The following is a 21,542-nucleotide window of genomic DNA, read 5'->3' on the forward strand; positions in this document are numbered from 1 at the left end:
CAAGCTTTTCTGGTCGGAACCCCCTAAGCCGAGTTTTCAAGGTGCTGCGCCGTCCACTTGGTTTTCGAGACTGGCCTTTTAATTCTAACGTAAAGCCAACCTAGAACGGCGGGGTTTCAGACCCAAAATTTCCGATGAGTGAAGAACAATTTGAACTGGTACAAGGTAGCGGGAATGTGTACCGCGATTTTGGCGATGTAGATGCGGACGTGCGACAAGCGAAAGCACTGCTTGCTGCTGAAATTATCAAGCTTCTGGAGAAGGAAGACTTATCAACCCGCGATGCTCAAGTGCGAACTGGAATTAATCACAGTGAATTTGTCCAGATTCGCCGTGCTAATTTGGGACGCTTTACTATTGACCGTTTGATATCAATTTTGGGTCGTCTCAATCAACAGGTTGAAATTACTATTACGACCCATCCAAGAACCACTGATTCTTCACCAATGGCATCCTAACTGTAATTGAGTGTGGGTCGAGGGGAACGACCGCGCCACCAAGCTAGTAGGGTACTAGCGATAAAAATACTCGAATAGGCCCCGGCTACGAAACCGATAATTAAAGCTAGGGCAAAATATTTTAAGGTGCTGCCACCAAAGAGAAAAATCGCCACCAGAGGCAATAAAGTGGTCAGGGTAGTATTAATCGAACGAGTTAGGGTTTGACTGACCGCATTATCGACAATTTCATCCACGGATAATTCGGGGGTATTGACAAAATTTTCCCGCACGCGATCATAAATTACCACTGTGTCATTAACAGAAAAACCCACAATTGTCAAGAGGGAAACCAAAAATAAACTATCCACTTCTACCCCCGCAATTAAGCCTAAAACCGCAAAGACCCCTAAAGTGATCAAAACGTCGTGCAGCAGGGCGACAATGGCAAAAAAAGCGTAATCCCGTTGAAAACGGAAGCTGAGATAGGCGGCAATGCCAAAAAAGGAAACTAATAAAGCTAAAAATCCTGACCTAAATAATTCTTGACCGATGGTCGGCCCAACTGTATCGATTTGACTGGTTTCGGGGTCAAAGGTGCCAATTTTCTGATTTAAGGTGTCGAGTAATTTCGTTCTCTGTTCTTCTACGAGGGTTTTCGTCCGCACCGATAAAGTATATTTATCCAACACCTGCACACTACTGTTACCCAATCCCTCCTCGTCTAAAATTGCTTGCACTTCAGCAGTAGTTAAGGGTTTCTCACAGTTATTCTTTTTGGCACAGGCTAATTCTATCTGAATTCTCGTACCACCAACAAAATCTAAACTCGGTCGCAAAGGCGCTTGAATAGTGAACCAAGAAATTACCATGGCCAAAATACTACCAATCGTCAGCAGGGCCGATACTGTCCACCAAAAATTACGCTGTTTTGTAACGTTAAATGCCATATTTTTAAAGGAAAAAGGAAAAGGGAAAAAAGGGATTGGGGGAGTGGGGAGATTTTTCAGTTATCAGTAAGCAGTAATCAGTGGGGAAGTGGGGAAGTGGGGAAGTGGGGAAGTTGTCTCATCACCCTATCACCCCAAAACCCTATCACCCTATCTCCCTATCTCCCTATCTCCCTATCTCCTCCTGACTACTGACTACTGACTACTGACTACTGACTACTGACTACTGACTACTGATAACTGATAACTGATAACTGATAACTGATAACTGATAACTGATAACTGATAACTGATAACTGATTATTGATTTACCGGTAAATTAGGGCAGAAAAGTTCGGGTTTTTGACGGACGCTGGGGACGTTTAACACGGTGATTAACAGGAGAGTACGACTACAGGTTAAAGCGGTAAACATACTCACAGCTACCCCAATGGCTAAAGTTAAAGCAAAACCTTTGACTAATCCTGAACCCAACCAAAATAAGGCAGCACAGGCGATTAAAGTAGTGACATTACTATCAAGAATACTGGAAAAAGCCCTGTAAAATCCCGACTCCACCGCCCGAAATAGGGATTTTCCGGCCCTTAATTCTTCCCGGGTACGCTCAAAAATTAGTACATTTGCATCAACTGCCATGCCGATACTGAGGATAAACCCGGCAATACCGGGTAACGTCATGGTGACTCCCACTAAGGCAAAAGCCCCCAGAGAGAGAATAGTATAGATAATCAGGGAAACATCGGCAATAATCCCGGGTAAACGGTAATAAACCGCCATGAAGATTAAAACTAACAGTAAACCCACTAAACCGGCGTAGATACTACGACGGATGCTATCCTGGCCTAAAGTTGCCCCGACAGTGCGAATTTCTTCCACTTTGACGGGAAAAGGTAGGGAACCACCGCGCAATTGAATCGCTAGATCGTTGGCAGTTTCGGCGGTAAAATTACCAGTAATCACGGCCCGGCCCCCTGTAATTCCCGTTTGGGCAAACTGCACATCAACCACAGGGGCGCTAATTAATTCATTATCGAGGAAAATCCCAATACTGCGACCAGTACCAGCGATCGCTTTAGTCAGTTCGGCGAATTTACTGCCCCCTTCCGAGTCGAAAGTAATGGCCACTTCCCAGTTAGTGCCTTGGGTGGAACTAATAGTGGCATTTTGCAGATTTTTTCCAGTTAAGTCCACCGACTCAAATAAATTTAAAATTGCCTCTTTAGATTTCTGGAGAGATTGTTCTAGTTCGGCAATTTTAGCGGCATTTTCGGGTTTATTCTCGGCTTTAAGGGCGGCTAATTCCGCTTTTTTTTGTTGAAAAATTGAATATTCAGCCCGGAATTCTCCTTCTGTACCTTGTTTTTGCTGACGAAATTCTAATTGGGCCTGAACATTTAGGTTTCTCTCAGCTTCTTTGGGATCTGTGACTCCCGGTAGTTGCACGATTACCTGATTTTTACTGTCCACAGTCTGCACTAATGATTCAGAAACACCGAGGGCATTAACGCGATTTTCAATCACATTTTGTACGGCTTTTAAATCATTAGGTTGAATGGTTGTCACGGTTTCAGTGGGTTTAACCTGAATGGTTAATTGACTACCACCGCGCAAGTCCAAACCTAATTGTAGGGGCAACTTAATCAGGATAAAGATCGAGGCAACAACTAGGCCGATGATCAGTAACAATAACCAATTTTGTCTCTGCATAACTTCAGTATCAAAAGGAGAATTTGTTAAATGCGATCGCCGACCATTTTTTGGACAGCTTCGACAATTTGATTAGGTTGAATAATCGTCAATCTTTCTAGATTACCGTTATAAGGCGTGGGGATATCTTGGGAAGATAATCTTAACACGGGGGCATCTAATTCATCGAATAACTGCTCGTTAATTAAAGCAATTAACTCGGAAGCAATTCCTGCAGTTTTCATACATTCTTCCACGATAATCACCCTGTGAGTCTTGCGAATCGAAGCGGCGATCGTCTCCATATCAAAGGGTTTCAGAGAAATTAAATCGATAATTTCTGGATCATAGCCATCTTTTTCTAACTGTTTTAATGCCTGTAAACAGTGATGACGCATACGCGAATAGGTGAGAATAGTTATATCTTCTCCCTTGCGAACGATTTCCGCCTTATCGAGGGGTAAAAGATACTCGCTATCAGGTAAATTTTCCTTGAGATTATAGAGAAGAACGTGTTCAAAGAAAAGCACGGGGTTATTATCTCTAATCGCCGATTTTAATAAACCTTTGGCATTGTAGGGAGTGGAACAAGCGACAATTTTTAGACCGGGTACCGCGTGAAAATAGGCCTCTAAACGTTGGGAATGTTCCGCACCTAATTGTCTCCCCACACCCCCCGGACCGCGGATAACCATGGGGATTTTAAAATTACCGCCGGAAGTATAACGTAACATCCCGGCATTGTTGGCAATTTGGTTAAAGGCAAGCAGAAGAAAACCCATATTCATGCCTTCAATAATCGGACGCAATCCCGTCATGGCTGCCCCCACTGCCATGCCCGTAAAACTATTTTCAGCGATGGGAGTATCTAAAACCCTTAAATCGCCATATTTTTTGTAGAGATCTTTGGTAACTTTGTAGGAACCACCGTAATGACCCACATCTTCACCCAAAACAAATACTGTCTGGTCGCGGCCCATTTCCTCATCGATCGCCTGTCGCAAAGCATTAAATAATAGGGTTTCTGCCATATCAAGTCCCCGCTTACAATTCGGTCATCTTATCACTAAACTTATTATCTTACCCCTTTTCTGGCCCGAAGGAGGTGGGGAAGTGGGGGAGTGGGGAGTGGGGGAGTGGGGAAGTGGGGAAGTGGGGAGAGGGAATTATGAATTATGAATTATGAAGTGGGTAGATAGGGAGTAGGTAGGTGGAGGACGTAGGTTGGGTTGAAGCATGAAACCCAACGCCCGCATGGGTTACGCTACTGCTCCTATAAATAATTGTGTCTCCCTACTTCATAGATAACAGTCTATTATAGTTCCCGACAATCGGCCGGCAAAGAACTAAGATCAAGATCAAGGAATCCCCTACCGTTAAAGCTGATGAAATTACCCCGTCTTGCCGCTTTAATCATTGGTCTGAGCTTTATTTTCGGATTAATGTTGTGGTTAGTCAACTCTATCTATCGTCTTTACAGAGATATCGTTTTTCTCGCTCCCCTACTAGCCAATATTCTGCTTTTACTGATTATCGGACTGCTGGGCTTGCTGATCTACATTCTTTTGTACTACTTTTATCTGCTGCCCCAGCAGCAAAAAAGTCGCCGCGGGTTGCGTTCTTCCTCCCGTCCACCCCTAAAATTACCGGTAGAAAAAACCGAGGCCGCTGGGGAAACCTTAAAAGCTATCCGGCAACAAGTAGAGCAAATTCAAGATAAAGTAACCCAACAGGTTTTTATTAAGCGTTCCCAAGAAATTGAGCGAAGTTTAGTTAGAAAAGAAGTTAAAATCATTGTTTTCGGCACAGGATCGGCGGGAAAAACCTCCCTAATTAACGCCCTCATCGGTCAAATGGTGGGCAATGTGGAAGCAACCATGGGAACCACGGAAAAAGGGGAAACCTATAGTTTAAAAATGAAAGGTGTGAATCGGGAAATTCAAATTACCGATACCCCCGGCATTCTCGAAATTGGTGCAGCCGGAGGTCAAAGGGAACAGTTAGCGCGACAATTAGCCACGGAAGCAGATTTACTTTTATTTGTCATTGATAACGATATTCGACAATCGGAATACGCCCCTTTATTGCGTTTAATTGATATTGGTAAACGTTCTCTCTTAGTCTTTAATAAAATCGATCTCTATAGCGATGAAGATCGAGAAATGATTTTAAAACAATTACGAGAACGGCTAAAAGGAGTGGTTCTTTCAGCCGATATTATTGCCGTTACCGCTAATCCCCAACCAGTACAGTTAACCGGTGGACAAATCATCACACCAGAACCAGATATTTTAGCTTTAATTAAACGGTTGGCTTCAGTTTTACGGGCCGAAGGGGAGGATTTAGTGGCGGATAATATCCTCTTACAATCCCAAAGATTAGGAGAAGAAGCTAGGAAAATTATCGATCGCCAACGTCGTCGCCAAGCTGATAAAATTATCGATCGCTATCAGTGGATCGGTGCGGGAGTGATTGCTGTGACTCCCTTACCAGTGTTCGATCTGTTAGCAACGGCGGCGGTTAATGCTCAAATGGTCAGGGAAATTGGTCAAGTTTATGGCTGTGAAATTAACAGCGATCGAGGCAAGGAATTGGCTCTATCTTTGGGCAAAACTCTAGTTAGTTTGGGAGTAGTGAAAGGAGCAGTAGAATTATTAGCCAGAATCCTACAGTTAAATTTTACTACCTATATAGTCGGTAAGGCAATTCAAGGGGTCAGTGCCGCCTATTTAACCCGCATTGCCGGCAAAAGTTTTATTGAATATTTCCGTCAGGATCAAGACTGGGGTGACGGTGGTATGACGGAAGTGGTACAAAGACAATTTCAACTCAGTCGCAAGGAAGAATTTATTAAGTCTTTTGTGGCCGATGCGATCGGTAAAGTGGTACAACCTTTTCAGGATGATTGGCAGCAAGAAGAAGTTTTAGAAGCTAGTTGCGAGGATGATTGGTAAAGATCGAACCCGGGAGCAATAGGCAAAATTGTATAGTAATTGTTACAATCGTTTTGGGGTTCCACAAGGGCAAAAAAAAGATGCGACAGCAAGTTATCGACTGGTTAAAAGAAAACGTCAACGAACACCGTCTGCGACATATTCTCGGTGTGGAGACCATGTGTATTGATTTAGCTCGTCATCACGATCTCGATCCCGTCCAAGCAGGGCAAGCGGGATTACTACACGATCTGGCTAAATTTTTCAAGCCCAAAAAACTGCTAAAAATGGCAGAATCGGCGGGAATAGAGGTGGATAATATCTGTTTATCCCATCCCCACTTACTCCACGCCGATGTCAGTGCAGTTGTCGCCCAAAAAGAATTTAACGTTACCGATGAGGAAATTCTCGAAGCAATTCGCAATCATACCCTCGGTAAACCCAATATGAGCGATCTTAGCTGTATAGTCTTTATTGCCGATGCCTTGGAACCCAATCGCGGCGATACACCCGAATTAAACGCCCTACGACAACTCAGCTATCAAAATCTCCATAAAAGCGTTCAACAAACCTGCGATTATTCCCTAAAATATCTTTTAAGTAGCCATTGTCCCATTCATCCCCGCACGGTGCTGACCCGCAACTGGGCGTTACAAATTGTTAAAGAACAACCAACAGAAACTAAACCCATTGATTAACATAATCTCAAGACTCGCTTACAACCACCTCACCCAAAGGATAACCACAACCTGAATGACCAATCCCACTGGAATTATTACCCCCATCGCCGAAAATCTCAAGACCGAACAATTTCTGGAGACAATTGTCACCGCTGCCGAGGACAAGAAAGCAGGGGACATCGCCATCCTGAAAGTCGCCGATATCTGTTATTTAACCGATTATTTTCTGATTATTACCGGCTATTCTACCACCCAAGTGCGAGCGATCGAGGATGCGATCGAAGCCGCTATGGAACTAGAATGGCAACAATCCCCCCGACAAGTGGAAGGAAAAAGCGAAGGTAGCTGGATCCTGATGGATTATGGCGATATCATTGTTCATATCTTTTTACCAAAAGAGCGGGAATTTTATAATTTAGAAGCTTTTTGGGGTCATGCTCAACGGATTCCTCTACCTAGCGACCATTTGGAGGAGTAGAATCCATGAAATCCTCCCTTGATTTCTGTCCCGTCCCGGAAGAACAGCAGCCGGTTAACGAGTACGAACAATTAAAAGAATCTTGGTTTTTTCGTTGGGCGAGGCTAGATGTAGCTTCTTATACAAAAAAATTTCTCTGGTTATGGTTGTGGACATGGTTAATTGTCGGACCGATTGCCGCCGCTAGTTTTCCCCTCAAAAAAGCCCCTTTTCTCTTCTTCTGCGCGGGGATTTTTGGCTCGACAATTTTGGTAGGATTGGTGTTATTGCGCTTGTATTTAGGCTGGATCTACGTCTATGACCGCTTGCAATCAGAGAAAGTATTTTATGAAGAGTCGGGCTGGTATGATGGCCAAATCTGGACAAAAACCGCCGCTATTTTAACCCGCGATCGTTTAATCGTCTCCTATCAAATCCAGCCCATTCTCCAGCGTTTACAAAAAACCGCCCTGATTCTAGGGGCAATTATCGCTATCAGTGGTCTTTTCTGGCTATTTTTCACTCACTAACCGCAACCAATCTGAATGAATAGGGTAAAACGTTCACCAACCCACCGCTTAGAAATTCATCTCCTCCGGGAAGGTATTATTGAATCGGTCCATCATGTCGAGGCCGCTATTTGCGATGACCGCGGCCGGGTATTATCCACCGCCGGCAGCGCCGAAACTAGCGCCTTTATTCGTTCGGCCCTGAAACCTTTTCAAGCACTGGCTGTCATCAGTACCGGCACCCTCGAACGCTACGATCTCAACGATAAGGATCTAGCCATTATCTGTAGTTCTCACCAAGGCACGGTGGAACACGCCCGTCAAGTCTTTAATATTCTCTGGCGTGCCGATATCGATCCTAATGCCCTGCAATGTCCTCTCCCGGAAGGTAAACCCAGTCGCTTGCAGTACAATTGTTCTGGTAAACACGCCGGGATGTTAGCGGTGTGTCAACAGCGTGGCTGGCCGTTAAATAGCTATCTGCGGCGTTCTAGTCAGATACAGAAGCTAATTTTAAGCAAAATTGCCGAATTATTGGGGATGCCAGGAGATGAATTAATCAGCGCCCATGATGACTGCGGTGCGCCCACCTATTCAATGCAGTTGGGGCAAATGGCCCATCTCTACGCCCAGTTAGCCTCTGGCAACCGTTTAGACTTAGAAAGAATCGTCCGGGCGATGACCTATCATCCCCGCATGGTAGCAGGAGAAGGGGCTTTTGATACGGAATTAATGCAGGTTAGCCAAGGGGAAATCGTCAGTAAAGCCGGGGCTGAAGGGATTCAATGTATTGGGCGCGTCGGTGAAGGTTTAGGATTAGCAATAAAAGCTTTAGATGGTTCCAAACGGGCTAAATATGCCGCCGCTTTGCAAATTCTCAAACAGTTAGGCTGGATTACTCCCAATGTGGCCGAATCTCTCTCGGAAAAATTCCTCAAAATCGGCAGTTATACCCGCTTGGAAGTGGTGGGAGAAATGGCTTTATTATAAGTAGTGGGTTGACCCAAGGTAACACATCAAAAACTTTTCTTTTTGGTGTGTTAGGGCAGTATTTATAAGTAGCTGGTTATAATTAAATTAAAAATGGATTTTAGGTTCGATCCCCCCTGCCCCCCTTAATAATGGGGGTGCCGATAGGCGGGGGGATATCCCCTTGATAAGGTAGGGTTGATTCATGAATCAACCCTACCCTTGATAACGGGGGTGTCTGATAATTTTTAACGCCTACCTACTTATCTTGATTTTTTTCCTCAAAAACCGAACTTCGGAGTACAATACCTATGACTAAATTAATTCAAGAAACTTTCGAGCAAATTGCACTGCTTTCTGAAGAACAACAAGATAGCCTGGCAACCTATCTAAAAAAACACCTAGCTGAATTTTTAGAAGAAGCGGAAAAAGAACGACGAATTGCAGAAGGGATTTATACCATAAGTGATTTTAACGAAAAAACTCAACAAGCTATTCAGAATATTGAAGAGGAAAAAAACTTAACTGTTGGCAAGGATGAAGTTGAACTGTATCAGCAGCTAGGAATTTATCGCTAACCTGATTATATGATGTCATTAATCTCTAGAGTCAGCGATTCCCTCTGTAGTCATGTTTTTGCTGGTTTTCTGCCCCGAAACCAGCTATAATGATCGAAAGGTGAAAAGGGACTAAAAGCGCTGATTGAGTTAATCTGTGATGGTAAGGTGAGTCTGCGCTATCTAGTCTCGTCGGGGGCTTTGGCTACTGGGGTTGAGATAAACTAGATTTAATAACTAAAAATCCGGGGTAATCACTCATGTTACAATCCCTAAAAATTGAAGGCTTTCGCGGGTTTCAGAATTTTGAGATGGCCAATCTTGGTCGAATTAATCTCTTAGTGGGTAAAAATAATAGCGGTAAAACTTCTATTTTAGAAGCGATTCAGTTTTTGTATGCTCAGAATAATATAGATATATTTCTTGAAACTATTAGCTATAGAGGTGAGTTTGGTTGGTCAGAAAGTAATCTACCTAGTCGCACTAAAGTTTTTGAAATTTGTCATTTATTTCCTGGGCATGAAATCGTCCCAAGTCAGGAAATTATTATCATTGGTTCTAGAAAATCACATCAGGAAAGTGTTACTATTTCTGTGAAAAGTATTCCTATACAACTATCTCCATTTTCAGACAAAAATGATGATTTAAATAATGATAATATTTTCGACGATGAGGAATGGAATAAACTTCTTTTAAGTATTAGATGGAGTCAATCACAAAAACCTATTGAACTGGAACTTCTTGCCAACGGTACTCTTGCCAGAGATTCCACAAGAAGAATGGCTAGTTTAAGCAGAATTTCCCATAAAATAGGTATTAATAATAAAATTGAATTGAAGTTCTTAACACCATTTTCTCTAACAAGTTCTGATATGGCAGCACTTTTTGATAACATTGTTCTCTCTCCTTTAGAAGATTTAATTATTGAATCTTTGAAAATTATTGAGCCAAAAATTGAAAGGATAGCCAGTGTTGGTTCTGGCAAGTATTTAACTTCAAATAACCTAGGTGTTAGAGGTGGGTTTTTAATCAAAATTAAAAATCATGATCAACCTATACCTATTGGCAGTTTAGGTGATGGATTTTGGCGAATGTTAGGATTAGTTTTAGCGATGGTTAATCTTGAAAATGGAATTTTATTAGTTGATGAAATTGATAGCGGATTGCATTTTACTGTCATGACTGATATGTGGAAAGTAGTCTGGGAAACCGCCAAAAAACTCAATATTCAGGTATTTGCCACCACTCACAGCCGCGATTGTTGGCAAAGTTTAGGCGAATTAATTACCGAAGAAAAAATTACCGATAACGAGATTACTATTCAAAGGATAGATAGGGAAAAAAGCCAATCTGTAATCTTTGATCCAGAAGAAATTGTTATTGCTTCTACAAGTAATCTTGAGGTGCGGTAACAATGCCTAAAATAGAGACAAAAAAGTTATTAGTGGAAGGTGCAGAGGAATTGAGAGTTATTCCCCAATTAATGGCAGCAAATGGAGTTACTTGGAATAGAGGGTAAGAACCATTGAATATCATAAATTGTGATGGTGTTGAAAATTTACTAAAACCTAAATATATCTCTACGCAACTAAAAACTCCTAACGGACTAACTCATTTAGGAATTATTATGGATGCGGACGAAGAACCTGATAATCGTTGGAAAAGTTTATATAATGCCTGTTTACCAAATATACCTAACTTACCTCAAAATTTACCAGCAGAGGGATTAATTATAACTCTAGAATCGGGGATAAAATTCGGTGTGTGGATGATGCCCGATAATCAATCTAGAGGGATGTTAGAGACTTTTTTAGCCTATTTAGTTCCCGATAATAATCTTTGGCAATATACACAAAACAAGGTGATAGAGGCAAAACAACAAGGGGCAACCTATAGGGATTATCATCTAGATAAGGCTAATATTCATACCTATTTAGCTTGGCAAGATCCTCCGGGGAAACAACTTCACGATGCAGTCAAACAAAGAATACTTAATCGCTCCCATCCCCAATCGGCAAATTTTTTGAGATGGTTACAGGAGTTATACGAGATTTGATAGAAGTATGGATCGAAATGGGAATGACAGCCCCATAATATTTCTCTGTGCTTTGTTAAATAAAGCCTCTTTCAAAAAGACTTAAATTAATCCTGCCGCGGGGGTTTATTGGTCGCAGAACCCGCCGGAACGACCTTGGAGGTGGGGGGGATACCTTTGAGGGAAATGAGCGTATTCATCACCGTTTTTGCCACAGGAGCGGCAACAGTGGAGCCAAAAGTATTGGCACCCTTGGGTTCATCCACCACCACCAAAACCACATAACGGGGCGATTCGATCGGTAAAATCGCGACAAAACTGGTAATTTTGGCGTTAGGTAGATAACCCCCCGTCGGACTAGCTTTTTGTGCGGTTCCCGTTTTGCCTCCGATGCGATAACCGGGGATTTGGGCCGCTACCCCCGTCCCCTTGCTGACGACGGTTTCCATCATTTCCACCACTTGCCGGGCTACGGTGGGAGAAAAGACTTTTTTGCTGGGATAATCGGGCTGCCAGTGCAAACGGCCGCGGTCGTCGGCTAATCCTTTGATCACATGGGGAGTTACCAAGGTACCACCATTGGCCAGCGCACCGTGCAATTGTACTAATTTTAAAGGCGTTAGGGATAAACCTTGACCAAAAGAAGCGGTGGCCGATTCAATGGCATTATCCAGAAATTCTTGTTCGGGTTTGAGATATCCTGACACTTCTCCGGGTAAATCTACACCAACCCTTTGATTTATGTCCAATCCTAATAAACTTTTATAGAAATCAACTCGCCCCATTTTTTGGGCAATTTGCACCATGGCCACGTTACTAGAGGTTTGCAGAACTCGGGCCATATCTAGCGTCCCATAACCCTGTTTAGAGGCATTTTTAATCGTCCAGGGACCGACAGTAATTGCCCCCGGATCATTGACTACTGTATTAGCTTTAATTGCCCCTGCTTTCATGGCCAGGGCGATAATAATTGGTTTAAAAGTTGACCCCGGTTCGTACTGATCGGCTACAGTCCAATTTTTAAATAGAGCCACATTGGCTTTATAATATTCATTGGGGTTAAAAGTTGGCTCACAAACTAGGGCTAAAAGAGAACCATCAAGGGAGTCCATGACGATGACAGCCCCCCGTTTAGCATTAAATTTTTTTAGCTGTTCTCGTAGGGCTGTGCGGGCGGCTCTTTGTAGTTTTAAATCGAGGGTTACTTCTAACTGTAATTCATCAAATTGAAAGATACCATCGGGAACAAAAGCTGGTAAAATTCGCCCGTCTCCCATGCGTCTTGTATTGACAGAAAAAGGGTCTCTTTCTAATAACTGACTGGAACCTCGTTCTAATCCTGCTTGACCACGATGTTCTTTATCTACATAGCCAATCACGTCGGCTGCCACATCGTCTTGGGGATAATAACGAGCGTACTTTTCCTCTAATTCTACACCGTCAAGAGATAATTGTTTTAATCCCCTAGCCACGGATTCGGTTAATTGATTGGCTAAACGAATTCCTGTTTCTTTTTCTTTAAATCTTTGAATCAGTTGATTAGTAGGAATATTTAATAAAGGAGCTAATTTATCAGCCACTTCTGCCGGCGGAATAGCAAACAGTTTTGGGTGTACATAAAGAGTATAAATCAAGCGATCGGTCGCCAAAACATTACCATTACTATCGACGATCGCCCGTCGGGGAATATAGGGTCTAATACTGGTAGTTTGCTGTTTTCTGGCTCTTTTTTGTAATTCCTGTCCTTGTACTATTTGTAACTGATACAATCGCCAAGCTAAACCCACAATACCCATGACTAAAATCAACCACACCGCCACCAATCGCCCGTTACTCAAAGGCATTTTTTTTAACTGTTGTTGCCGTTTTTTGGCGGTTAAATAGGACTTTCTGTCCCGGATCCTGCCCGAGGGCGATCGAGTTTCTTTACCTCTAAATCTGGGTCTTTTTGTGTCAGTCATGAGCAGTATCTTTCAGTGATCAGTAATCAGTGATCAGTAAACAGTAATCAGTAATCAGTAAGCAGTAATCAGTAAACAGTGAGCAGTAAACAGTAAACAGTAAACAGTAAACAGTACACTTAAAAACTCACATCTGATAACTGTTAACTTACCCACTGATAACTGATAAGTGGGTGGGTGGAATTAAATATAAGATGAACGTAGGTTGGGTTGAAGCATGAAACCCAACGCCCGATTATGTTACGCTACCGCTAACCCATCCTACACATAATTGTGCCTCCCCACTTAACTGATAACTGCTAACTGTTAACTTCCCCACTGATAACTGATAACTGATAACTGATAACTGTTAATAGGCACTTCTCGGTCGAGAATTGACGGTAGATTGGGGTTGAGAAGCGGTGGCCGGTTTCAGGTTAGGGGCAGATTTACGCTGTAAAAAGATAGTTTGGAAGGGTTGGGGATGAGTTAATCCGGTTTCGGGTTTTTCTGCTTGTTGAGCTAGTTGATGTTTAAGGGTTTCATTGGTGGCCAAAAGATGGCGCTCGTGACGTTGCAGTGTTTCCAGTTTACCAAATTCTTTGTCCCAAACCTTGGGAATATATACCGTCCAAGCATATATTCCCAGAGTCGAACCCAACAGACAAAAAGTAATCACGGCCACTATTCTTTCTAGGAGGCAAAGGGAACGTAATTGACGCGAGGCTAATTGTTTTTGTGTCGGGGCCACGGGAACTCTCACCACCGATTTAGTCGTCGGTTTTACTGTTGGGGTCGTCTGATTTACTGGTGACTGGGGACGGTGTTGACTGCCTTGGCTTTTTTGGCGAGAAACGGGAACGGGAATATAGGACTTATGGGCAGCAGACATGATTTTCTCTCGATATTTCTAGCTAGTGGTCGTTGTCAAAAATTAAGTTTCTAAAATTAGGAGTCGGTCATCAGTAGTCAGTAGGAAATATTTAATTGATCACTGTTGCCTTTTTTCCTTTTTACTTTTTCCCTTAAAATCACTGTTCTAGCTCTAGACGTAAACGATATAAGATAGTTTGCGGATGAACTTGAGCGAGAATTTGATTAATCACCGTACTCGGTCCAGATGCCCCCCAACTACAACCGCGTTCTAGATAGATTTTAGCGGCTTTCCCGATGATATAGGTTCCATAAGCAGCAATTCCTCCCTGTAGGAGGGCGGTGCTACCGTAGAGAGTTAAAGAGGTAGGATTTTCAAAAATACTCGCCGCTGCCGCTGCCGTTTTGCCCAAACCGATAATCACAGTGCCGAGGATTTCCCCCACCAGCAACCCCGCACTACTCAAAAGTAGAGTCCGCCAGAGTTGACCAGCTTGGTGACTGGTAATTGGCAAGCCGTACAAACGAGCTAAAGCCCGAACTAGAGTCAAATCGACGATTGAAGCCCCTAGTAGGTCTAAAATAGCGATCGGATTGGCCGCAATCGCTAAAGCCTTATATTTCGCGTATTGCCAGATAATTTCCTCCGCTTGACTGTCCCGCAGTTCTAGGGTTTTTCTAGCGATATTTTCCTCCGCTTCTTGCCCCTGCACTAAAGCATTTAAGGCCAGCAGCGATCGCCCTTCCCGATTTAAAATCGTTAAGAGTTTATCTTGCAGCTCCTCAATTTGGGGGGGAGGGGTTTCCCACTCAGTCACCACGCTCCCATCGGGGTATTCCACCCGGACGGGAATCGGTTGCGGTTCGGCGGCTACCATAACTATCTCATCGCTAGTTAACAAATCTTCTAACGTTTTTTCGTCCCGATTGGTTCCTAATCTCTGTAACTGCTGAAAAATCTGACGGCGATCAGCTTCTGGATAGAGATCAATCTTATTAAACACCAAAATAATCGGTTTTTTAGCCCGGCGCAATTCTCCTAATGCCTCGTATTCGGTGCGGGTAATATCCCCCGCAACGATAAATAAAATCAAATCGGCACTTTTAGCGACTTCTCTGGCCATATTCGCCCGTGCTTCCCCTTCAATCTCATCCAATCCGGGGGTATCGATTAATTCTATCTGAATTTTACCCGTGGCTGGTGTCCAACGCACCGATCGCGGCCAGCGTGTCACCCCGTGCAGGGGGCCGGTTGCCAGGACTTTTTGACCGACTAAAGCGTTTACCACCGAGGATTTACCGCGACTGACTAACCCGAAGGCCGCCACCCGAATCACTGTTTCATCCAGTTTATCCAAGGCCGATTTGAGGGACTGCAAATCCTGTTTAACGGCGGCCTGAAGTTGGGGATCGGGGGGATAATTCCAATGGCGGCGAAAACTGGCATACCAAGTTAAGGCCTGTTGCAAACTAGCTTTAGCCTGATTGTAATGAGTTTCCTCGAGCGATGGGGTCTTGGTCACGGTTGATTTTTTTACTGTTTATTGATGCTGCTGCCTTTATTGTAGAGTTTCGGGGCGGTAACTGAGATGAGGTTATCTGGGGAGATGGGGAAGTGGGGACGTGGGGACGTGGGGAGCAGGAGAGATGGGGGAATTTCAACTAAAACCCTAACACCTAACATCCTACTCCGCCAATCCCAATCGGCCCAATAGCTGAAGGATAGTTTTTCCAGTTACGGGATCTCGCCAATCGGGGGCAATTTCTGCCAGGGGAAGCAGCACGAAGGCCCGTTCTCGGCAGCGGGGATGGGGTATCTTTAATTCGGGCGTTTCTAAGATCAGGTCATCATAAAATATTAAGTCTAAATCGAGGGTACGCGGTCCCCATCTTTCCCGTCGGACTCTCCCGAATAACTGCTCGATTTCTAACAATTTATGCAGTAAATCTAAGGGAGATAAGTCCACTTGCACAATGGCGCAACCGTTGAGATAATCGGGCTGAGGAGGGCCGACGGCTGCGGTTTGATACCATTGGGAATGAGCTTCTAGTTTAATTCCTTTGACTCGCTCTAATTCCCCTAAAGCTTGCCCTAAAATTGTCGCTGAATCTCCTAAATTACCGCCCAAAGCGATCGCTGCCCGCTTCATCCACATCCTTCCTCAACAATAATCTCGGCTAATTCCCCCGTCGCCCCCAAAGATTTACCTAAAGATATATTGACATTTGGATGCTTTTGTGATAGTTCAAAAACTTGGGCTTCGATCGCGGCGGTAATTCCACCAGTAAAGAGGAAATAGGGCAGTATAGCAATTGTTGGGCTACCTTGAGCAATTAAACTCTCGATTTGTTGGGATAAACTCGGTTCTATCGACCAATAAGCTGTAATTGCTCCAGAAAACGCCGCTAGATTTTCCACTTCCCGATTACCCCCGGGGCGACGACTACCGTGGGACAGTAAAATGCGGTCTTGGGGGCTTAAATCAGCAAATTGTCGGGATAACAGCGATTTTATGCCCTGATAACTGCCTAAATGGGGCTTTAACTCTAGCTCAATCGGCGATCGCACTTTGGCCACGGCTGCGGGAATATCTTCTTTAACGTGAACCCCCGACAGGAGAAACAGGGGGATAATCTGCAACCGGTTACATCCTTGGCTTTGTGCTTGTTGGGCAAAAGCTTCTATTTTTTGATGGAGAGGTGTTATCGCTAATTCTAGGGCGGCAGTCCCCACTAATACCCGATTATCTGCTTCTAGAACCGCTAGAGATGGGCTAAACTCCGATTTACTCGCCAATCTTTCGGCGGGTTGACTGATTTTTTCTTGAACTAAGGCTGCTAATCGTGTCACCGCCATGGCTGGACGCGGATCGCGACTACCGTGGAAAACCAATAAGTAGGCTGAGGAGGTCTTCAAAGAAATCTGGCCAAAATAGTTTAGTTTTTAGCCTAATACATTTTCTCTCCCTTTAGGCATCAATTCTCCTGATATTCTCGATTTAGCTGGTAAGCGGAAAAACCTCCCCACTAGCGGGCGTTGGGTTTCATGCTTCAACCCAACCTACGTTCATTTTATATTTAATTCCAGCCACCTACTTAGCTGGTAAGCGGAAAAACCTCCCCATTAGCTCCAAGTGCTACCATTTTAGGCAATGTAAAGTGTGAGCAAATCAGCCCGCTGGCTTGAGTTAGCCTAGATATTGAGATATAATTGCTATTGACAGAAACTGCCAGAGGTATATTTGTATTATGCGGGGAATTAGCCGTCGAATACTTCGCGATTTCTGTATCACTAATGCTAATTCCTGCGAGTCTCTCTATGATTGGTATAGAGTCGCTAGTAAAGCAGCATGGCAAAATCTAATCGATGTGCCAGCCACTTATAAAAGTGCTGAATCTGTTGGTAATTTCACTGTTTTTAACATTAAAGGAAATCACTTTCGTCTAATTGTAGATCTAGTTTATAGCCGACAAACTATCTATATTAAATATATTCTTACCCATGCCGAGTACGATAAAGAAAATTGGAAAAATGATGCTTACTTTTAATTCTAAAACCTATGGAGAATTACTCGCTTACTATCAACCAAAAGCAATCACCACAGAGGTGGAAAACGAGCGAGTAATCGCAATTGCTCAAGAGTTGGAACATCGCTCGGAACTTAGTTTAGAGGAGGAGGCTTTACTGGAGTTATTGATTAGTTTGATCGAAAGGTTCGAGGCGGATAATTATCCAATTCCTGACAGAAATCCTTTAGCCACCTTACAGCATCTGATAGAAGCTAACGAGATAGAATATCCAGAGCTAATTACTATTTTGGGTTCCCCTGATGCGGTGGAGCAAATAATTAATGGACAACGCAGCATCAATCAGTCAGAAGCTAGGTCTTTGGGAGCATATTTTCGGGTTGATGCCAGTTTATTTACTTAATTAAGTACCTAAGCAAAATTAATTACACATCTCAAGGGAAATTGATTTGACACGACTACTTAACAAATTATTGCGATAGCTTGCCATTAACTAATTTTCAGCGATAATCTAAAGTCAGAGTCCATCGGGAGATAAGATCATGAACTTTCGTCTAGTTCTATTTTCAGGCCTAGTAACGGCTTTAGTTGGTGCTGGTATTGGTTATGGCATTAGCCGCATTGAACGCAATCCCAGCCAAGTCAACTATAGAAATCCCCATCACTATCAAATCATCTATGGACGTTATTTTGCCGGTGCCGGGGCAGCCCTAGGCTTCTGTGTGGGTGCGGGTTTACAAATGGTCAAAGAACTCAAAGAAGAAAGAGACAGAGAAATGGGCATCCTAGATGATGGGTCAGAATTCTAGTCTTTTGGGGCTAATTCCTCAAGAATGATAAATTGAACGTGATTAATCGCTAAATCGCCGATGGGAACTTGGGTTTTTAACACCGGTTGTCCTTGACTGAGCATTCGTTCAAAGGGGATATCTTTGGCAATTTCCGTGTGATACCAAGCTAAACCCATAAAGAAACGATTGGGATAGGGACCACCTTCAAAAATATCATCGGGATTGGACTCCATGGGAACCCAACCGATAGAGGGAAGATAAAATTCCATCCAGACGTGATTGTAATCCGGTTCGAGGGGTAAATTACGTTCGAGGGCATGGGGTGGGCATTTATAGCGTCCTACCGTGCGACAGGCAATACCATTGAGACGACACAAAGCCAATAATAAACCCACATATTCCCCACAGGAACCGACTCCGCGCCGCAGGGCAATATCAGGGGTGTCGATGTTGGGTTTGATGCCGTAGGAAAGCTGATCATAGACGTAATTACGAATACTATAAACTTTTCTGAGGAGATTGGTTTCCCGACCGGTCGCTTCTTCGGCAGCATTGAGGATAATTTCTGTATTCATGGCCAGATCATCATTATCGATCAAATAGCGATCGGGAAAATCGGCGGGTAAGGGGGGTAAATCTTCGCAATCTTGGGGAGTAATTTGGTATTTAATACCCCACACTTCTAATACTACTTTCCACCCAAAAATATGACGTTGTTTGCCGGTTATTTGCTCGAACTTAAATACTGCCACCCGCTGCCCGTCCTGAATTTCTTCAATAAAAGGCAATCCCACCGCTTCGACGCTGCGAATTTTTTGCCGTGGTGTTTCTAAGGGTAAAGCGATGCGCCATTCCACATCTTTTAGTTCGATATTATAGAGGGGTTCCAATTCCTCGACGTAGGATAATTCAATCAGATAACCGTTAGAAAGGGCGTATTTTTTAGCGGGATCGTAGTGAAAATATAGAGGATGGACAAAAGTACGCGGACGATAACTAAGTTCGTGAACCTGTTCGGAATTGGGATTATCGCGGATACAGGGTTCTTGGAAAGCATAGGCCACATATAATATATCCTTGCCACTGTTAGCATCGCGATAAAATGCTAATCCCGTCGGTGATTCAAAAGGAGTTATCATGCTAAAAAGCTGTTCTCCCGTGGCGCGATCGAGACAGTAAACCGTTTGTTCTAGGGTATCCGTTAGCCAAAGTTCTTCCCCGCGAATGGTGATATTTTCGATGCCGATACCCGGTGCGTACAAACGGGTAATTTCCTGTCCCGATTGGCGATCAAATATAAAGATTTGTCCAGAACGTTGACAAGTGACATAAATTGTGTTGCCAGTTACGGCAACTCCGTTAGCGGTGTAGGGAAGACGGGTAAAAAATTTCGGGGTAAAATCTTCGAGAGTACAGCAGTAGAGATTTTCGCGAGTGGTAAACCAGAGGTTATTTTGATCATCGATTGCCAATCCCGTCGTCCCGACGAATTCTTGCCAGCGATGGGAATTAAGTACGCTTGTATGACCATTATCCAGGGCAATTTGGTATAAATAGCCGTTTTTTGCGTCGATAGCGATTAATTTGTCATCTTGAAATACAATTCCGTGCAGGGCCGTGGCGCTAATCGGGCGAATCGTTTGACGATGGGAGGGAAGACTGGCAGGATCGAAAATCATAGGAGGAAGCGAAAAGGGAGAGCGTTTTTAGGTGAATAAAACAGCAATTCTCCCCACGATAGCAAATTTTCTCGCCCTTGAATGCTCGTAATGAACTGCAATCCCGAAAAAAATGTCAAGAATTGTCACCTATAGTCCCTCTCATACCCTTGTACCTACCTACGAGTGTTTCAATCGTTGCAGTTATTGTAATTTTCGCAGGGATTTAGGCACTGATGGCTGGTTAAGTTTGGAAAAAGCCAAAGAGATTTTAACTGCTTTGCAGGTTTCGGAAATTACGGAAATTTTAATTCTTAGCGGCGAAGTTCATCCTTTAGCACCCAATCGAGAGTTATGGTTTCGGCATATTTATAATTTGGGAGAATTGGCTTTAAATATGGGTTTTTATCCCCATACCAATGCGGGTATTTTAACTTTTGCCGAGATGGAAAAACTGAAAAATGTCAATCTATCTATGGGCATAATGTTAGAACAAATGACGGTGACTTTATTAGATACCGTCCATCGTCATGCCCCCAGTAAAGTGCCATCCCTGCGCTTAGAGCAGTTACAATGGGCGGGAGAATTAGGAATTCCTTTTACCACGGGTTTATTATTAGGAATTGGTGAAACAGAATGCGATCGCTTAGTAACCTTAGAAACTATTGCCACTATTCATCAACGTTGGGGACATATTCAAGAAGTGATCCTACAACCCTACAATCCGGGCAAAAGAGAACAGTGGCAAAATAATCCTTTTGATCTGCAAAAATTACCCGATCTGGTTAGGCAAGCTAGGGAAATTCTGCCCCCAGATATTGTCATTCAAATTCCCCCGAATTTAGTACCCGATCCTCTTTTTCTCTTGGATTGTTTAGCGGCAGGAGCGCGGGATTTAGGCGGTATTGGCATTATCGATGAAGTTAATCCCGATTACCTCCATTTACACCCCGATAAATTAAAGGAATTTTTAGCAGTTTATGGCTGGGAATTAAAGCCGCGTCTGCCGGTTTATAAGTAATCAGTAATCAGTAATCAGGGAAAAGATAGCACTGTTAATGCCATTTAACACTCCTTACTTAATACCGCATAATTGATTATTATTCATTCTTAATTCTTCTGACGACCGACGACCGAGGGTGCATCTCATTTTTGTCAATCTACCAATTGGGATTTTTACGGGGAAACTCTCGGCTAAGATCGGGCATTACTTCCGATTTTATCACTCAATCCAAGCTTTTGGGGGGTTCTACCCCCCAAACCCCCCGTTGGGAGCGTGGCGCCGCCCCCAAACCCCCCGCGCATTAGTTTTTCGGTGGGATGCTTACACGCAGCTGCTGATACATTTGTAATTATCTATAGCGTTTCCTGTTCGCAAGAGGTACATTATCGATGTTGAAAAGCTTAATTAGCAAAGGTTTAACTGTGTCACACAGGTGTGAGAACCGCTATAAGAGTTACTGATAATTGCTGACTGTCGGTATTCCTGCAAATGTGAGATGCACCGACGACTGGCTCCTAATCCTAACAACAATTTTT

The 21,542-nt window shown here is 43.5% G+C and carries 21 protein-coding genes and 2 pseudogenes; 14 read left to right on the top strand and 9 right to left on the bottom strand.

What is annotated here, in order from left to right; all coding sequences use genetic code 11:
• The first annotated feature begins 134 nt into the window (after positions 1–134).
• Complete coding sequence (locus IM509_RS07750) at positions 135–458, top strand: helix-turn-helix domain-containing protein (RefSeq protein ID WP_052275802.1); 324 nt, start codon at positions 135–137, stop codon at positions 456–458.
• Here IM509_RS07750 and secF read toward each other — a convergent pair.
• From secF to IM509_RS07765, 3 genes are all read right to left on the bottom strand, one after another.
• A complete protein-coding gene (gene secF / locus IM509_RS07755; RefSeq protein ID WP_052275803.1) occupies positions 455–1,387 on the bottom strand; it encodes a protein translocase subunit SecF in 933 nt (310 codons plus the stop codon). The two genes, IM509_RS07750 and secF, sit on opposite strands and share 4 nt — an antisense overlap.
• A 300-nt stretch (positions 1,388–1,687) precedes the next feature.
• On the bottom strand, positions 1,688–3,094 hold the full coding sequence (secD, locus tag IM509_RS07760; RefSeq protein WP_185236962.1) for a protein translocase subunit SecD: 1,407 nt from the start codon (positions 3,092–3,094) through the stop codon (positions 1,688–1,690).
• A 26-nt stretch (positions 3,095–3,120) separates the two neighbouring features.
• Positions 3,121–4,104, bottom strand: coding sequence for an alpha-ketoacid dehydrogenase subunit beta (locus IM509_RS07765; RefSeq protein WP_002742584.1), 984 nt, complete (start codon positions 4,102–4,104; stop codon positions 3,121–3,123).
• 354 nt (positions 4,105–4,458) lie between these two features.
• Between IM509_RS07765 and IM509_RS07770 the strand changes: the two genes are divergently transcribed.
• From IM509_RS07770 to IM509_RS07805, 9 genes and pseudogenes are all read left to right on the top strand, one after another.
• Positions 4,459–6,027 carry a YcjF family protein gene (locus IM509_RS07770; protein WP_185236963.1) on the top strand — a complete coding sequence of 523 codons (1,569 nt, stop codon included), beginning with the start codon at positions 4,459–4,461 and terminating at the stop codon, positions 6,025–6,027.
• Positions 6,028–6,107: 80 nt separating this feature from the next.
• Positions 6,108–6,704, top strand: coding sequence for a bis(5'-nucleosyl)-tetraphosphatase (symmetrical) YqeK (yqeK, locus tag IM509_RS07775; RefSeq protein ID WP_185236964.1), 597 nt, complete (start codon positions 6,108–6,110; stop codon positions 6,702–6,704).
• 55 nt (positions 6,705–6,759) lie between these two features.
• Positions 6,760–7,164, top strand: coding sequence for a ribosome silencing factor (rsfS, locus tag IM509_RS07780; RefSeq protein WP_151696033.1), 405 nt, complete (start codon positions 6,760–6,762; stop codon positions 7,162–7,164).
• A 5-nt stretch (positions 7,165–7,169) separates the two neighbouring features.
• Positions 7,170–7,673 (top strand): CGLD27 family protein, encoded by a 504-nt coding sequence (locus IM509_RS07785; protein WP_185236965.1) that lies wholly within the window; start codon positions 7,170–7,172, stop codon positions 7,671–7,673.
• 15 nt (positions 7,674–7,688) lie between these two features.
• Positions 7,689–8,642: an asparaginase gene (locus IM509_RS07790; protein ID WP_052275807.1), complete on the top strand. Its 954-nt coding sequence runs from the start codon at positions 7,689–7,691 to the stop codon at positions 8,640–8,642.
• A 290-nt stretch (positions 8,643–8,932) separates the two neighbouring features.
• Positions 8,933–9,199 (top strand): hypothetical protein, encoded by a 267-nt coding sequence (locus IM509_RS07795; RefSeq protein ID WP_052275808.1) that lies wholly within the window; start codon positions 8,933–8,935, stop codon positions 9,197–9,199.
• Positions 9,200–9,304: 105 nt separating this feature from the next.
• A pseudogene (locus IM509_RS24050) lies at positions 9,305–9,394 on the top strand (divergent PAP2 family protein); the annotation flags it as partial.
• Positions 9,395–9,438: 44 nt separating this feature from the next.
• Positions 9,439–10,590 carry an AAA family ATPase gene (locus IM509_RS07800; RefSeq protein ID WP_052275809.1) on the top strand — a complete coding sequence of 384 codons (1,152 nt, stop codon included), beginning with the start codon at positions 9,439–9,441 and terminating at the stop codon, positions 10,588–10,590.
• 2 nt (positions 10,591–10,592) lie between these two features.
• Positions 10,593–11,234: pseudogene (locus tag IM509_RS07805) on the top strand (DUF3226 domain-containing protein).
• Between the two features lie 86 nt (positions 11,235–11,320).
• On the opposite strand, the gene IM509_RS07810 reads toward IM509_RS07805, so the two are convergent.
• The 5 genes from IM509_RS07810 to IM509_RS07830 all read right to left on the bottom strand — a co-directional run bounded on the left by IM509_RS07810 (position 11,321) and on the right by IM509_RS07830 (position 16,943).
• Positions 11,321–13,174, bottom strand: coding sequence for a peptidoglycan D,D-transpeptidase FtsI family protein (locus IM509_RS07810; RefSeq protein WP_052275810.1), 1,854 nt, complete (start codon positions 13,172–13,174; stop codon positions 11,321–11,323).
• 349 nt (positions 13,175–13,523) lie between these two features.
• Complete coding sequence (locus tag IM509_RS07815) at positions 13,524–14,045, bottom strand: hypothetical protein (RefSeq protein WP_052275811.1); 522 nt, start codon at positions 14,043–14,045, stop codon at positions 13,524–13,526.
• Between the two features lie 139 nt (positions 14,046–14,184).
• On the bottom strand, positions 14,185–15,549 hold the full coding sequence (locus IM509_RS07820; protein WP_052275812.1) for a GTP-binding protein: 1,365 nt from the start codon (positions 15,547–15,549) through the stop codon (positions 14,185–14,187).
• Positions 15,550–15,711: 162 nt separating this feature from the next.
• A complete protein-coding gene (gene folK, locus IM509_RS07825) occupies positions 15,712–16,176 on the bottom strand; it encodes a 2-amino-4-hydroxy-6-hydroxymethyldihydropteridine diphosphokinase (protein ID WP_052275813.1) in 465 nt (154 codons plus the stop codon).
• Complete coding sequence (locus IM509_RS07830; RefSeq protein WP_502882250.1) at positions 16,173–16,943, bottom strand: sirohydrochlorin chelatase; 771 nt, start codon at positions 16,941–16,943, stop codon at positions 16,173–16,175. The genes folK and IM509_RS07830 overlap by 4 nt, the downstream gene beginning before the upstream one ends.
• A 332-nt stretch (positions 16,944–17,275) precedes the next feature.
• On the opposite strand from IM509_RS07830, the gene IM509_RS07835 reads away from it, so the two are divergent.
• From IM509_RS07835 to IM509_RS07845, 3 genes are all read left to right on the top strand, one after another.
• Positions 17,276–17,575, top strand: a complete 300-nt coding sequence (locus tag IM509_RS07835; RefSeq protein ID WP_052275815.1) for a type II toxin-antitoxin system HigB family toxin — start codon at positions 17,276–17,278, stop codon at positions 17,573–17,575.
• Positions 17,562–17,957 carry a helix-turn-helix domain-containing protein gene (locus IM509_RS07840; protein ID WP_170863898.1) on the top strand — a complete coding sequence of 132 codons (396 nt, stop codon included), beginning with the start codon at positions 17,562–17,564 and terminating at the stop codon, positions 17,955–17,957. The genes IM509_RS07835 and IM509_RS07840 overlap by 14 nt, the downstream gene beginning before the upstream one ends.
• A 139-nt stretch (positions 17,958–18,096) precedes the next feature.
• A complete protein-coding gene (locus tag IM509_RS07845; protein ID WP_002771454.1) occupies positions 18,097–18,363 on the top strand; it encodes a hypothetical protein in 267 nt (88 codons plus the stop codon).
• Here IM509_RS07845 and IM509_RS07850 read toward each other — a convergent pair.
• A complete protein-coding gene (locus IM509_RS07850; protein WP_185236966.1) occupies positions 18,360–20,024 on the bottom strand; it encodes a transglutaminase domain-containing protein in 1,665 nt (554 codons plus the stop codon). The two genes, IM509_RS07845 and IM509_RS07850, sit on opposite strands and share 4 nt — an antisense overlap.
• 112 nt (positions 20,025–20,136) lie before the next feature.
• Here IM509_RS07850 and cofG point away from each other — a divergent pair, with 112 nt between their 5' ends.
• On the top strand, positions 20,137–21,024 hold the full coding sequence (cofG, locus tag IM509_RS07855) for a 7,8-didemethyl-8-hydroxy-5-deazariboflavin synthase subunit CofG (RefSeq protein WP_185236967.1): 888 nt from the start codon (positions 20,137–20,139) through the stop codon (positions 21,022–21,024).
• Positions 21,025–21,542 lie beyond the last annotated feature (518 nt).

This window comes from Microcystis sp. M31BS1, assembly GCF_020245285.1.
Classification (GTDB): Bacteria; Cyanobacteriota; Cyanobacteriia; order Cyanobacteriales; family Microcystaceae; genus Microcystis; species Microcystis panniformis.

Excerpts from the sequence above, each read along its gene's own strand:
- cofG (WP_185236967.1), top strand. The coding sequence starts at position 20,137 with ATGTCAAGAATTGTCACCTATAGTCCCTCTCATACCCTTGTACCTACC.
- IM509_RS07790 (WP_052275807.1), top strand. The coding sequence starts at position 7,689 with ATGAATAGGGTAAAACGTTCACCAACCCACCGCTTAGAAATTCATCTC.
- IM509_RS07785 (WP_185236965.1), top strand. The coding sequence starts at position 7,170 with ATGAAATCCTCCCTTGATTTCTGTCCCGTCCCGGAAGAACAGCAGCCG.
- secF (WP_052275803.1), bottom strand. The coding sequence starts at position 1,387 with ATGGCATTTAACGTTACAAAACAGCGTAATTTTTGGTGGACAGTATCG.
- IM509_RS07845 (WP_002771454.1), top strand. The coding sequence starts at position 18,097 with ATGAACTTTCGTCTAGTTCTATTTTCAGGCCTAGTAACGGCTTTAGTT.
- IM509_RS07800 (WP_052275809.1), top strand. The coding sequence starts at position 9,439 with ATGTTACAATCCCTAAAAATTGAAGGCTTTCGCGGGTTTCAGAATTTT.
- IM509_RS07835 (WP_052275815.1), top strand. The coding sequence starts at position 17,276 with ATGCGGGGAATTAGCCGTCGAATACTTCGCGATTTCTGTATCACTAAT.
- secD (WP_185236962.1), bottom strand. The coding sequence starts at position 3,094 with ATGCAGAGACAAAATTGGTTATTGTTACTGATCATCGGCCTAGTTGTT.
- IM509_RS07815 (WP_052275811.1), bottom strand. The coding sequence starts at position 14,045 with ATGTCTGCTGCCCATAAGTCCTATATTCCCGTTCCCGTTTCTCGCCAA.
- folK (WP_052275813.1), bottom strand. The coding sequence starts at position 16,176 with ATGAAGCGGGCAGCGATCGCTTTGGGCGGTAATTTAGGAGATTCAGCG.
- IM509_RS07850 (WP_185236966.1), bottom strand. The coding sequence starts at position 20,024 with ATGATTTTCGATCCTGCCAGTCTTCCCTCCCATCGTCAAACGATTCGC.
- IM509_RS07750 (WP_052275802.1), top strand. The coding sequence starts at position 135 with ATGAGTGAAGAACAATTTGAACTGGTACAAGGTAGCGGGAATGTGTAC.
- rsfS (WP_151696033.1), top strand. The coding sequence starts at position 6,760 with ATGACCAATCCCACTGGAATTATTACCCCCATCGCCGAAAATCTCAAG.
- IM509_RS07840 (WP_170863898.1), top strand. The coding sequence starts at position 17,562 with ATGCTTACTTTTAATTCTAAAACCTATGGAGAATTACTCGCTTACTAT.
- yqeK (WP_185236964.1), top strand. The coding sequence starts at position 6,108 with ATGCGACAGCAAGTTATCGACTGGTTAAAAGAAAACGTCAACGAACAC.
- IM509_RS07810 (WP_052275810.1), bottom strand. The coding sequence starts at position 13,174 with ATGACTGACACAAAAAGACCCAGATTTAGAGGTAAAGAAACTCGATCG.
- IM509_RS07795 (WP_052275808.1), top strand. The coding sequence starts at position 8,933 with ATGACTAAATTAATTCAAGAAACTTTCGAGCAAATTGCACTGCTTTCT.
- IM509_RS07765 (WP_002742584.1), bottom strand. The coding sequence starts at position 4,104 with ATGGCAGAAACCCTATTATTTAATGCTTTGCGACAGGCGATCGATGAG.
- IM509_RS07770 (WP_185236963.1), top strand. The coding sequence starts at position 4,459 with ATGAAATTACCCCGTCTTGCCGCTTTAATCATTGGTCTGAGCTTTATT.